The sequence below is a fragment of the Eubacterium segne genome, assembly GCF_014287775.1.
Taxonomy (GTDB): domain Bacteria; phylum Bacillota; class Clostridia; order Lachnospirales; family Lachnospiraceae; genus Eubacterium_G; species Eubacterium_G segne.
Genome location: NZ_JACOOZ010000001.1, coordinates 346,099 through 359,847, shown reverse-complemented (window position 1 = coordinate 359,847; position 13,749 = coordinate 346,099). Strand labels below are relative to the sequence as shown.

The window sequence follows — 13,749 nt, the reverse complement described above, 5'->3', positions numbered from 1 at the left end:
ACTAAAAAGACAAACAAAAGGAAAAAAATGCATACATAATGCATACATAAAAAACCTTAAAAGAAAAAAATGTATGCATTATGTATGCAAATAACAAAAAATGAAAGAAATGAAACATTAATGTATGCACTATGCATACAAACATATGAATAATGAAAAAAAGGATTAAAAAAGTGTATGCATAATGCAGACATTTATAAAATGTATGCACTGTGCATACAAATAACAGCAAAAATTGTATGCATTATGTAAGCATTAAGAAAATGTATACATAATGCATACATCTGAACTTGAAAGGAAAAAATGAAAAAGCATGTAATCAAAATCCGGATGTCAGCAGAACTCCGTGAAAAGCTGCTGGCGCAAACCTTAAAAGAAGGAAAAAAACCTGCAGCTTACATAAGGGAGCAACTCGAACAGCCGGACATATCAGATGAAAACATCAGCCTGATTGAAAATATAATTGATGAAAAAATCAAAAAGATAGGACTGAAAGTAAATTATAAGGCAAGGATATATAATACATACGGGGCAGTAGATGTTGATGATGAACTGCCACTGCTACTTAAGGATGTAATAGAATTATTAAAGGAAATTCTCAAAATAATTAAGGAAAAACAGCCACCTTCATCACCGGTTATAAAATATGAGAAAAAAAGAAAACACACGGGAATGTCTTTTTCGGCTGATGACAGACTGTATACAATTATTAAAAATCGTGCAGGAATGAACAGACAGAGTGTAAGCAAATGCATCCGCGGATGTCTTGAAAATGCAAGAATGTATACCGAAAAGGATGTACAGGTAATGCTTGCAAGACTTCATAATCAGATATATCCGATACAGTCCAATGCCGAGCAGATATGCTTCAAGTATTCTGAAATGGTTGAAAAAAAATATGTGAATGCGGTAAGGGTTGTGGATGAACTTCTTGCAGAAATGATATATCTCGAAAAGAAGATATCAATGGATATTACGGAGGATTAAAATGGGAATTACCAAGCTTATGCACATCAAGCAGAGAAAAAAAGGAAAAATGTCAGCAGGATTATATAATGCAATCTATTACATTACAAATCCAAAGAAAACACAGAATAAAAGACTAATAGGCGGAAACTGTGGACGTGACGAGGAAATGATATATAACAAATTTATGGACACGAAGAAAATACATGATAAGTATGACGGACGTCAGGGATATCATTTTGTAATTTCGTTTTCACCGTCAGAAAGTGTATCAGCTGACCTTTGCATGAACATCATGGCAGACTTTATGGAGGAATATTTGAAAAATGAATATGATGCAGTGTATGCTGTCCATGATGACCAGGAACACATGCATGGACATTTGATATTTAACTCCGTTAATTCGGTTACAGGAAAAAAATACAGATATGAAGATGGAGACTGGGAAAAATACATACAGCCGATTACAGACAAGATTGCCGAAAAATATGGATTATCCAAACTGGAATTTGTCTCTGCCGCCGAAGAAGAAAAAAACATCGACTGGAATAAAAAAATAAGGGAAGATATCAAATCATGCATTAGCATGTCAGAAGATTATGACGACTTCAAAAAAAAGATGCAGACGATATATGACTATGGCATAAGGGAAGGCTTTTCAAAGAAATATGGAACGTACATCGCATATAAGCCACCGGGGAAAAGTAAGGCTGTACGTTCATATAAGCTCCCAAGGGAATGTCAGCCGTATGACATATCCCGCAGAATATCATTAATGCACCAGCATGAAATACATGTCCCAATAATTAAGGAATATTATTTCAGTAATGCATTTTACAAAAACAGGGTAAGCAGCTTTGTCAGATGGGATAAAATGTCAATATACCAGAAAGATTCCTTAATGAAAATATATAAGGCGGCAAAGCTTTATAACCGAAAATTGCCTTCATCATGGGAAAGTGAAAGAATTCTTAATTCAATTAACCGTTCAATGTTACAGTACAGTTTCCTGATGAAGCATGGAATCAGAACAGCGGAAGATATGGATGCGGTAATGGATGACCTTAATATGGCACTTAAGAACGTTAATTCTTCAATAAGAAAGTGCCGTAAGGAATATGCTGATTTTTTAAATAAGGGGGATGACGGAAGCTTTTCGCTGTTTGAAATTTATGAAGAAGCCGTCACCTTAAAAACCTTAAAAGAAAAAGAAAAAATATCTGAATCCGAGCAGCAACGGCTGGATGAGATTGAAAGAATGCTGGAAGAGAATTACGTTGGTGAGGTGTACATGGACTATCACACCCGGATGAATGATATGCTGCGGGAAAAACACCGAATAAAAAAAGAATTAAGACTTGCCCGTTCATCAGGAAAAGAATTTGATGAACGGAGACAAAAACAACAGGAAGCATCAAGAGAACAACAGACAGACAGGGAAGAAAAAAACAAAAAGATGTAACCAAATGTAACCTGTTACTGGGTTTTTAAGGATGTTATAATATAATTGTAATAATGTAGAAGATGGCAAAAAAACTGCCGTCTTTTTTTAATGTTTAAAACAGGAGGTATCAAAATGGAGAATGTAACAATTAATGAATTAATTGAACTTATTGAAAAATCAGAGGATAAGGTAATTACGGTATGGTTAGGAGGAAAGAATGATGACTAACGAATTGCGAAAAAAAATTGACAACATGACTGTGTCGGAAAGGGAAAGTTTTATTGAAGGATTCGAGGTGAACAGGGATTACGGAGAGAAGATAACGGAAGAAGATTATACCATATATAAGGAATTGACGGCTGACAGGGACAACTGGCAGATTGAAAATGAGGAGATGTTTTGGGACATCCTGGGGAAAGGCACTGTTGATACGAAGGAAGAAGCAGAATGCTTTATGCAAAATTCAGACTTTTATGATGATGACCCCTCCCCACAAGTGCCAGTAAAGAGTGTCGGGGATTCACGCATACGGCCGATTAGTCTGATTGATCTTGCAGACATTTTGAACAGTGAAGGATTTATTGAGCTTGATTATAACAAATTCGTTGCAGAAGTTTATTCAACCGAAAATAATGAGAAAGACGATGTTGTCAGAGAAACAATATATCCACAGACTATCAGGTATTACGGAATTGATGAAGACGGGGACATGAAAGAAATGACCCAGATAGAAACGAACATAGTTAAGGAAATCATAAAAAGCGTCAATCGTGTTAAAAAAAAAGAATTCAACAAAAGGCTTGTAAGAATGGACATAACCGGTGACAAAAATAAGGATTTTAAACTGGAGCAGGTTTCAGTCCGCTTACAGGATGAAACACCGCTGTATTCACCTGAACAGATTAAAACACCAGAGGATGCAGTAAGAATACTGGGAAGGGAGCTGCTATCCAAATTAGACAGAGAGCAGATATGCATAGTTAATCTTGATTCCGCATTGAAACCGATTAACTTTTCGGTAGCTTCAGCCGGAGCACTTAACAGGACACTTGTTGAACCGAGAGAAATGCTTAAGGCATCAATCCTGTCTAATGCCGGAAGTGTTATTATTCTGCACAATCATCCAAGCGGAAATCTCAAACCGAGCAAGGAAGACTATACCGAAACAGAGCGTATCATAAAGAGTTTTGGTTTAATCGGAATAAATGTGCTTGATCATATCATTATAGGCGGAAATAATCTGAATGATTACTATAGCATGAAAATGGATAATACAAAGCTGTTTGATGACGTAGTGCCACTTACAGGCAAATTAAAATTCAGTGACATAAGTGAGGAGCTGCTTCGTGAGATCAAGGTTTTCCTTGTGGCTGAAGACATGTCATACTGGGTCAACAACACATACATAACAACAAGCCTTACAAATGAGGAGGCAGAACTGATTCTGAGTTACATGGATGCCAAAGGTTATAACCTGGGAGTGGATGATACAGGAGAGTTTGTTAAAATTGACGATACTTTAGAGCAGCCTACAGCAACAAAAACAAATCTTGATGAAATCATATATGAGGTTTGTGGTGATAATTTCGATAAGATTATTGAGACAAAAGACCTTAGGGAATGCACCGTGGAAATCAGTGAGATTAACAGATTACAGGAAGAACTGATAAAACTAAAAAAGGACAAGGAAATACTTGACCATTTATACCAAAAAACAAATTTGGGAAAAAGTGAACCTAAATGTGGAAAAATAATAAATTCTGCTGATAAAAGGAAGGAGATGAAATTATGACAGAGGAAATGAAAAGATTACTTGACATGATATCAATTAATGATGAAGTTAGGGAAGACGAAATTGAGGAACAGATAATATGTGAATGGAATGATGTTTTGGGAGGCACATACAATGACAAAGATGAATAAAATGCGTGAGGATATAATCCAAAATTTTGTAGACTGCCTAAAAAAGGACACAATACCATGGCATAAATCATGGAGTTCGGTTGGACATCCAAGAAATGCTGTTTCTGAAAAGAGTTACCAGGGATTAAATTTTTTTTGGCTGGAATTCGTTCAGTCAATTAACGGATATGAGGATCCGCGGTGGTGTACATTTAAACAGGCAACAGACGCAGGTTGGAAAATAAAGAAAGGATCAAAGGGTGTACATGTGGAATTTTGGTCACTATATGACACCGAAATCAGAAAAAAAGTATCATATGCTGATGCAAAGGTAATTGGCAATGGCATGACAGACGAAGAATTCAAGGAGAGATTTAAGCCGATATCCAATACATACACAGTATTTAATGCTGAACAGATTGAAGGAATACCGGCATATGTAGAAAAAATTTATCAGTTAAATACTAAAGAACTTTTGCTAAGGAAGGACACACTGATAAAAAACATGGAAGTCGGATTCGAGGAAGGTGGAGACAGGGCATATTATACAGAAGTATTGGACCGAATTACCCTTCCGGAAGTGAATCGGTTTGAAAGTGAATATGATTATATGGCAACATTGCTTCACGAAGCAGCCCATGCTACCGGACATACAAGCCGCCTTAACAGAGACATGGAGGGTGTTTTTGGAAGCCCTAAATATGCGAGGGAAGAACTAAGAGCAGAAATTGCATCTGCGTTTACTGCCCAAATCCTGGGAATTGATTATAGTCAGAATGATTATATGGAAAATCATGAAGCATATGTTAAGAATTGGATTGGGGTATTGCAAAATGATCCAAATGAATTATTTACCGCCATAAAAGACGCTGAAAAAATATCAGACTACTTAATAGAAAAGGGTGAATTTAATAAACAGCTGTCGATGACCAATGATGATATGCATGTAAAAAAATCGGAACAGCCACTTTTCCCGGAAACAAATTTTGTAAATATATCAGGAATTCTGGCACAGGAACTTATGAGCCGTCAAATGAATCCAATAATCATGACAGACAACAAAGGAGTCATAGTAGAACTGAATACACCTCAGAAGGTACAGAATTCTGAAGGAAATAAGTTCTACATTGATAAGACACAATTTGCCCAGGCATTACCGCATATCGCACCGGTTGTTAAATGCGAATGGAGCGAGTCTGAAGAATTCGATGACGGTAAATATTACACAATCAAGGAATTTGATGACCTGATGAGAACGACGGATTATAAGTTTTGTACAACCCGAGAAAAAATAAAAGCAAAGTATGACACAGAATATGACTTTTACAACACAACAAATCCTGAGGAATACAGGTATATTGGATATGAAAAAAATAAATATACCATATATTTCAGTCCTGAAAGAACTGTAACGGAGAGACAGGATGTTGGTGATAATGAAGGTGGCATTATGGAGCATTTCTCTAAGATTGCAAGTCTGAATGAATACGTGAATGAAATGAAGGCAGCCATTGACAAGAATGTAAAAAATAAGCCGGAATTAACTCCTATTCAGGAAAATCTTAAAAGGATTAATGATAATGTTAATCATTGTGCGAAAATTGCAGATAATATTGGCAATCCGATATATGTGGCCATTCAGACAACAGATGAGCATGTAAGTTATGAGCAGGAATTTCATCCTGACACGAATGGAAATGTGAGATACAGATTAATTCATCTGGATAAGGAAAATAACATTGTAAAATATCCGGAAAACACCAATATGATTTTTAATTCAAGGGAAGAAGTAAATAAATACCTGAAAAATGAAACAAAAAACCTTGTGGTTGTTTCTACAGATGATTTGAAAGAGATGGCTGTGGGAAAGCCACCGCTCAAAGCAGTTAAAATTGACAGGAATGCTGATGTTGGTAATCTCTTTGACAAAGTTGCTTATTTTATCAAAGTAAGAGGTAATGGTAACAGAATCAAAAAGACATATGACCTTCCAAATGTCATGAATACCTTGAAGAAAGATTATCTGGCAGGAAAAATTTCAATCGAAGAAGCTGCAAGAAAAATGAAGCAGTGTAACATGACGGAGGATATCGTATCAAATGACAGGGCTCTTAAGATGATGGGGCTTAAAGAAGAAATAAAGAATCCGCAGCCACAAAAGAACATAAGCAGATAGTAAAAAGGGGACTGCCCTCATGGCCCCCGGAAAGGATAAAATGAACGAAATTAAGGATGCTGTATCTTCTTACATAAAAAAGCATGACATAACAGATATGGCGAAAATGTACCTTGTATGGTTTGGCTTTAAAAATCAATTGCCGGAAAAGGTCATTGAACTATATGCAAATAACGATAATACTGCAGAAGTTGCAGAAGCAAGATATATGGCTGCAATGCTTTCATTTTCTGAAGAACAGATAATACAGGTAAGTGGATATCCCGACATAAAAAGAGTATTTAGTCATGACATATCAGATAAACTGGAAACAATTAATGACAAGCTCAAAATTATTTCGGACAATAAACCGGATGAATCTTCAGAAGAAATTAAAAACAGCATGAAAAAATTGAATGGTGATGCAGATAACATAAGAAATGTTATGTCAAGCTGTGTTGATAATCTTGCACAATTAAGTGAAACTGTTAAAAAACTTCTTGAAAGCACACAATCTCAAAATATAATGTCACTGCAGGACAATCCGGAATTAAAGGAGTACATAAAAAATCAGTTTAACGACATGAGAAAAATTATTCTAAGCGACACGCAATCAAGAAAATCTTTTTTCAGGAAAAGAGAAAAAAAGGATGATGTTGTTAAACAGTCTGACGAAGTTAAAGATAATGTCAATGACAAATATGATGAGAGGATTTCAATTGAAAAATATAATGAAATTGTGGAAAGGCTAAATACAGAAGGCAGGGAAGTAACTGTTGCAGATTTTCTAAATCTGTTAAGAACCGGAGTTTTTAACAAAAAGCAGGCAAATGTAATAACAAAGGCAATAAAAAATCAGCTATCAATTGCCGAAATAACCGAAATAGCACGTCCGGAACAGTCCGCAGAGGTAATGGAGGAAATGCTGTCATTCATACTTGCAACAAAGGAAGGAATGGAGAGACAGGCAACAAGACAGGCAAAAATCAGGGTATCAAATAGGCGTAAACAGATTCAGAAAACAGATAATGATGAAGTGGATGACTACAGTTTTTAATTTAAGGGAGGTAGAATATGTCAGAATTAGATGGAAATATTAACATTAATGATGTACTACAGATCATAAGGTTTGGAGGAGACGGACTGAAATTTGCATTAAAGGGAATGAAAACAACCGGAAAGGGGATTGTGTGGCTCAATAATCAAAGGAAAATGAAAACCATGAAGGCAAGGCTTTTTCTTCATTATCATTCAAAAGCAATGTCCGGATCCGGCAAGCTTAAAGGAATGTCATTGCACTCTCTGGAAAAACTCACCGGTGGAAGTTACGGAATAATAAACATTCCAACCGAAAAAAAAGAAGAGCTTGCAAAGTTCTTTAAGGTACTAAAAAAGGCAAAGATACCTTACTCGGTACTTCCTGACTTAATTCCGGGTAATAATTGCAGCCAGATAGCTGTTGACATGTCAACTTCAAAACGAATTGACCCTATTCTGGAGGCATATGATTTTGATCAGGGAAAAATAGTTAAGGATGGAAAAGTAAAGGAGGAAAATAAGGCAAGCTTTGGAACAGTGGAAGAATACTGGGATGAAGGAAATGAAACAGAAAAAGAAAAAGTAATGGATGCAGCCATCAAAGAAGCTAAAAAGGAACAAGAACAACAGAAAAGAAAGGATAATCCCAGCAAGGCCCGGAAGGGCATGAAGGGTGACGAGCTTGAGAAAAATGTGGAAAAAGTAATATCCATAGAAAAAATCAGGGAGCAGCATAACAGCAGGGAATATTATCCTGTAACAATTGATAAAAAAATGATTGTGGCGGAAACAGACGAGGCTTATATTACAAGAATACCGGGAAGTTATAATTACAAATATAATGATTTTAGCATGCTGACCGTTCCAAAGAAAGATGCCATAATGACCAATGATAACCGGACAATCCTTACCCACATAAAAAAAGATGGGGACAGTTACATATGCAGTTACAAAAACTCAAAGAGTATCAAGATTTCAAACAGAGAACTGTACAGGGAACATTACAGTAGATTTACGACAGATTTTGACCGCAATTCAAGACACATTAACCGTTCAAAAAGTAACACGGAAATAATTAATAATCTCAACAGAAAGGTTAAAAAATAATAGGATATTGGAATGAATAATAATAAAAACATACGAAAGAGACAATGCATTATCTTATTTGCCATTCTTCTTCCTGTTTTCATGTATGTATCCTGGAGCCTGTCAGCACTGGCCACAAAAGAAAACATCTCAATCGAAAATTTGAGAGAAACGGCAATGTATTATCTGTCCCATTTTCGTTCCCCGGATAAAAATAATGAAAAAACACCTGCATTTCTTGGCGTAGGACTTCTCACATGGGGAATGTGTTTCTTAACATATTACATACAAATGTCATACAACTTAATGCATGGCAGGGAATATGGAACTGCAGAGTGGGGAAGCATTAAGGCATTTAATAAAAAATATGCTTCTGAAATTGAACAGGAAAATAAAATTCTGTCAGAGAACATCCGGATGAAATATGATGCATCAACATTAAGGAATAATAACACATTTATTGTTGGCGGTTCCGGTGCAGGAAAGACAGCATTTATGGTAACGCCTAACGCATTGAATAATCATGGTTCAATGGTATACACTGATCCAAAAGGAGGTCTGCTTGCTGATTTGGGAAATGCCTTAAACAATGAGCCTTATACAAGAGTGTGGCATATTAATTTGTGTGAAATGGAAAAATCCATGCGAATTAATCCGTTTGATTTCATAAGAAAACGTTCGGATGTGTCACGCCTCATTAATAACATTGTGCTCAATACAACACCGGCTGAACAGGGAAAAGGTGGAGATCCATTCTGGGACAGAGCTGAAAAACTGTACCTGGAGTCCATATTTTTGTATGTATGGATGGAGTGTCCGAGAACTGAGCTGGATGAAAACGGAGACGAAAAAACATACGGAAAAAATTTTGAAACAGTTATAAGGCTGCTGGATGAGGCAAAGGTCAGTGACGACGGAATTCCAAGTCAACTTGACATAAGATTTAACACCTTAAAAGAAAAAAATCCGAGACATCCTGTTCTTCTGACATACAGAAGGTTCATGGCAGCTGCAGGCGACACTCTTAGGAGCATCATTATATGTGCAAATTCAAGATTTAATCAGTTTGATGATCCTGAGATATACAGAATACTTTCTGAAACGGATATCAGACTTGACGAAATTGGAATCGGTCTAAACGGTGATGGTAAAACAAAAACACACTTGTTTATCATCATTCCGGATGATGATGATACATACAACTTCATTCCGGGAATGATATATACCCTGCTGTTTCAGGAATTGTATTATCAGGCAAGATTATTTAATGGTAATAAGCTACCACTTGATGTGGGCATGTGGTTTGACGAATTTGCAAATATTAAAATGCCGGAACATTTTGATAAAATTCTTGCAACCTGCAGAAGCAGAGGAATCTATTGTGTGCCCATATTACAGTCGCTTGCCCAGATTAAGCAGCTATTCAAGGATGGAGCATGGGAAGGTATTGTGGGCAACTGTGACACATTTGTGTATCTTGGAGGAAATGAACAAAGCACCCACAAATATATATCAGAGTTGTTGGGAAAATGGACCATAGATAAAAGAACATCAGGACAGACAAGAGGAAAGCAGGGAAGCAGTAATATTGGATATGATGTACTGGGCAGGGATTTAATCGATCCGGCTGAAATGAGACTACTTCCAAATGAGAAGTGTATTGTATTTGTCCGTGGAGAAAAACCGATGATTGATGAAAAATGGTATCCATGGAAAAAACAGCTATTCAAGGATGCAAAGAAACTTGGTGTGTACGACTATGATCCTAAGATTGTGGCAGAGCAGGGCACCGTCCAGGACAATGTCTTAAATATATCAGATGAGCAGGAAGAATATTATCTGAAGCTCATGAATAACAGTGAGAATCTAATGGTATATGATTTTGACCCGGTAAGTTTCATGAAGCTGGATTTGGATTTAGATGATGACGAGGAAATGAGTGAGGAAGAGATACTGGATATCATTAAAAGCATTCCACCGGAAGTTATGGAAGAAAACCTAAATTCAGAAAAACAGCAATATGAACAGGAGGAAGAACAGCACTTTCTTGAAGCATATGAAAAAATGTCGCTTATGGACATATACATAAGCCCATTCTTTGAGCAGCAAAGAAAGGACTGCATGAAAAAACTCACTAAGCTTGGAATTGATGACAATACGATTAAGGACATCGTAGCACCCGATAATCCTCTAAATGAGGTTATCGAAAATGTAAAAATGGCAGTTGAGTATTACAGTTAGTGTATGCATGATGTAAGCATTTTAGTAATGTATACATTATGCATACATAGTAACCCACAAAATGTATACATAGTGCAAGCAATGGTTAAAGTGTATGCATAGTGTATGCAAGCGTAAAAGTAAAATGTATGCAATATGTATACATTTGGGAAAACATCATTGTAAGTTGATGGATTATGTTTTATAGTTAAGACAGGAGAAGAAATATGGAAATGAAAAGATTATATCATGGAACATACGGATGTATAAAAAAACCGGATTTACAGCATTCAAGATTGAATATTGATTTCGGACCAGGGTTTTATCTGACGGAAGATGAAAAGATGGCAGCAAAATGGGCGTGCAACAAAAAACAGTCTTTTGTAAATTATTATGATGTAGATATGTCAGATTTAAAGGTCTGTGATTTGGGACTCACAAAAGAATGGCTGCATTTTATAATTGAATGCAGGGGAGATTATGAAGTGCAACTTGATTACAAGAGTTATGATGTCATCAAAGGTCCGGTAGCAGATGATAAAATGTTCCGTACAATATCAGATTATGAAGACGGATACATAACGGCCCAAGAGGCCATTCAGCTGCTTAATGCAGGAGGATTCAGTACACAGTACTGTTTTAGAACAGATAAGGCAATAAATAAGCTTAAATTCTGCAAGGTCAGGGAAATAAAGGAACAGGAAAAACAGCGGACATTAGAGGAAACAAAGCAGGACAGGCAAAAAATGGAGGCATTGGTTAAAAAATTTAAGGAAGACAGAAAACCAAAATTTAGAAGATAGAAAGGATTGATTTTATGAATTACTGGGACAGCTCGTATTGTGTAAAAATTTCAAAAATATTCAAACGGGCAGTGGAATGGAAAAATATTGATTTGTTCGATTTCATAGAATACCTTGGAAAATCAGAGGTCCTAAAAAAGTTGTACAGATACGAAGCATCGATAATATCCCAGGGAGAGTTATACATTATAGGTCTTCTTGTGGAAGAATTTCCGGAACTGTCAGACAGACATGGAATATATAAGGAAAACATAGCTGAATGGCTGGGCTATTTGTATGGATATCTGATGATTGATAATGTTAGTATCAGACTTTTAGAACGGATTGACTGGGAAAAGCTGTATAAAATGTATGATACGTTACATACACAGTCATGCGCGTATGTTAAAAATTATATATTAACTGAAAAAATAGTAAAAAACTCTTAACGGAATGTTAGGAGTTTTTATGTAAGAATAAAAAGAGGTGGTACGTGTTGTATCACCTCAAAAAGAAAGAATTAGGACTCCCAGAACTTCTCAACGGTTCTGTAACCATTTATAAGCTCACTCCAAACTGATAACTCATAGGCAACAAAACCACTATTTACCAACCATTTAACAGCTTCCTTATCACTTGAAAATCCACTTTTAACTTTAAAAAATCCATCCTCAATATAACTAACACTCCACATTTTAATACCTCCAGTTTATTTTTTATTATGTTTTTTTATTGAATTTGTTTCTGGCTTTCGTGGGATTGGGTGCTTACCCAATTCAGCTGATATTAAATTTTCATGTATAAATCACCTCTTTCCTAATTAAATTTGTTTCCGTATGTTCTGGTCTTGGTTTGCTTACACATGATTGAAAGCATTGTAAAATTTTTGTCAAGGGCTTGCGTTGCAAGTACAGTTTACCCTTGCGGAATATTTTCCAATGCTTTAATGTGTAAACAGGCAAAACTGACAGAACATACAGGGAGATAATTTAGGAAAGGTACCAATATACATGAAAATGCAAATATCAGTGTACGTTTCCAATATCATAGTGGGGGAAGGGATTGTATACACCGCCTCCTGGTTGGGGGAACGGCAACTGATTTATCTGTATGACAGATTCAGAACGAAACGCAGCGTGTGAAGAGCGAATCTGGAAGTAGATAGAATCAGGCGGGGAGGAGGCGGACTGAAAAAATAAAAAAGATGATAAGGCCCAATATTGGACCAAATCATCTTTTTATTTTTGAATATGATTAGTAAATGTTTAATGAACCGTTGCTATACAGGTATATACTGTAGGTCAGACGGTCTTCAAGTGCAACTTCTGTATCATTAACTTCCCGGACAATATCCCTGATATCATCCGGAGATTCACCGGTTGCCGGAATAGCAATACACTCATGTACGCTGGAAGGAATAATGATAACATCACCCTTAAGGCATATTGACAGTTCATTAAGAACCCTTTTACTTAACATTACTGATGCACCATGCAACTTTCCTGTATTCGAGGCTACGAGCATATATGGGTTGTCACTGTCATCAAGTAGGGCGTCACATTGAAGCTCCGGTTCTAACATTTGGCATATAATCCGTCGGATATCATTAATGCTGTAATCATCGTCAATGTGTGCCACAGCGTTATCATACAGTTCTTCAACGGATATTCCGGCCTGCATGATGTTTTCTTCTTTTAAGGTGACAGTGGCACATTCATCAAATTCCGGAATGTCAATATAAAAAAGCACAAGCATGTCAAGAAAACGTTTATGAACAATTTTAGATTTTTCAACATATCCAATATTGGAATCAGCGACAAGCTTAGGCTTGACACGGCTGAGAATATTGTCATGGGTCAGTATTTCTGAAGGATTGATTTTTACATTTGCGTTAGCCTCATACACGGAATCAAGATAACTAATTATATCCTCATCAGAATTCCAATAATCCTTCAGATTCTCAAAGTACAGGGTAGGAGCAGCATGGTTTTGTCTGTCATACAGTGAATATCCAACTTTCATGATGTTATTTTTAAAGCATTCATGAACTTTGATACTGTATGGTTTTCCAATAAGTAATTTGTTAAGTTTTTCAGCTCTTTCTTTCATTTCTTCGTTTCTGTTCATCGTGAACTCCTTTCATAATAAAAAATTGT

General features: G+C 36.2%; 12 protein-coding genes. 10 read left to right on the top strand and 2 right to left on the bottom strand.

Annotation, left to right across the window (positions count from 1 at the left end; genetic code table 11):
- Positions 1-330 precede the first annotated feature (330 nt).
- The 10 genes from H8S00_RS01730 to H8S00_RS01690 all read left to right on the top strand — a co-directional run bounded on the left by H8S00_RS01730 (position 331) and on the right by H8S00_RS01690 (position 12,042).
- A complete protein-coding gene (locus H8S00_RS01730) occupies positions 331-987 on the top strand; it encodes a hypothetical protein (RefSeq protein ID WP_186839859.1) in 657 nt (218 codons plus the stop codon).
- A 1-nt stretch (position 988) separates the two neighbouring features.
- The gene (locus H8S00_RS01725; protein WP_186839858.1) at positions 989-2,428 is read left to right on the top strand and encodes a relaxase/mobilization nuclease domain-containing protein; all 1,440 of its coding nucleotides are present in this window, start codon (positions 989-991) and stop codon (positions 2,426-2,428) included.
- Positions 2,429-2,627: 199 nt separating this feature from the next.
- Complete coding sequence (locus H8S00_RS01720) at positions 2,628-4,202, top strand: JAB domain-containing protein (protein WP_186839857.1); 1,575 nt, start codon at positions 2,628-2,630, stop codon at positions 4,200-4,202.
- Positions 4,199-4,333: a hypothetical protein gene (locus tag H8S00_RS13920; protein WP_279287334.1), complete on the top strand. Its 135-nt coding sequence runs from the start codon at positions 4,199-4,201 to the stop codon at positions 4,331-4,333. The genes H8S00_RS01720 and H8S00_RS13920 overlap by 4 nt, the downstream gene beginning before the upstream one ends.
- A complete protein-coding gene (locus H8S00_RS01715) occupies positions 4,317-6,488 on the top strand; it encodes a zincin-like metallopeptidase domain-containing protein (protein ID WP_186839856.1) in 2,172 nt (723 codons plus the stop codon). Before H8S00_RS13920 ends, H8S00_RS01715 begins: the two co-directional genes overlap by 17 nt.
- Before the next feature lie 19 nt (positions 6,489-6,507).
- The gene (locus H8S00_RS01710) at positions 6,508-7,524 is read left to right on the top strand and encodes a hypothetical protein (protein WP_186839855.1); all 1,017 of its coding nucleotides are present in this window, start codon (positions 6,508-6,510) and stop codon (positions 7,522-7,524) included.
- A gap of 17 nt (positions 7,525-7,541) precedes the next feature.
- Complete coding sequence (locus H8S00_RS01705; RefSeq protein ID WP_186839854.1) at positions 7,542-8,612, top strand: hypothetical protein; 1,071 nt, start codon at positions 7,542-7,544, stop codon at positions 8,610-8,612.
- A gap of 12 nt (positions 8,613-8,624) precedes the next feature.
- Entirely contained in the window at positions 8,625-10,832 is a 2,208-nt protein-coding gene (locus tag H8S00_RS01700) for a VirD4-like conjugal transfer protein, CD1115 family (protein ID WP_186839853.1), read from the top strand.
- A gap of 206 nt (positions 10,833-11,038) precedes the next feature.
- A complete protein-coding gene (locus H8S00_RS01695) occupies positions 11,039-11,614 on the top strand; it encodes a DUF3990 domain-containing protein (protein WP_186839852.1) in 576 nt (191 codons plus the stop codon).
- A 14-nt stretch (positions 11,615-11,628) separates the two neighbouring features.
- Complete coding sequence (locus H8S00_RS01690; protein WP_186839851.1) at positions 11,629-12,042, top strand: hypothetical protein; 414 nt, start codon at positions 11,629-11,631, stop codon at positions 12,040-12,042.
- 71 nt (positions 12,043-12,113) lie between these two features.
- On the opposite strand, the gene H8S00_RS01685 is transcribed toward H8S00_RS01690, so the two are convergent.
- Both H8S00_RS01685 and H8S00_RS01680 read right to left on the bottom strand, forming a co-directional pair.
- Positions 12,114-12,287, bottom strand: coding sequence for a hypothetical protein (locus H8S00_RS01685; RefSeq protein ID WP_186839850.1), 174 nt, complete (start codon positions 12,285-12,287; stop codon positions 12,114-12,116).
- 560 nt (positions 12,288-12,847) lie between these two features.
- Complete coding sequence (locus H8S00_RS01680) at positions 12,848-13,720, bottom strand: DUF5688 family protein (protein WP_186839849.1); 873 nt, start codon at positions 13,718-13,720, stop codon at positions 12,848-12,850.
- Positions 13,721-13,749: the final 29 nt, after the last annotated feature.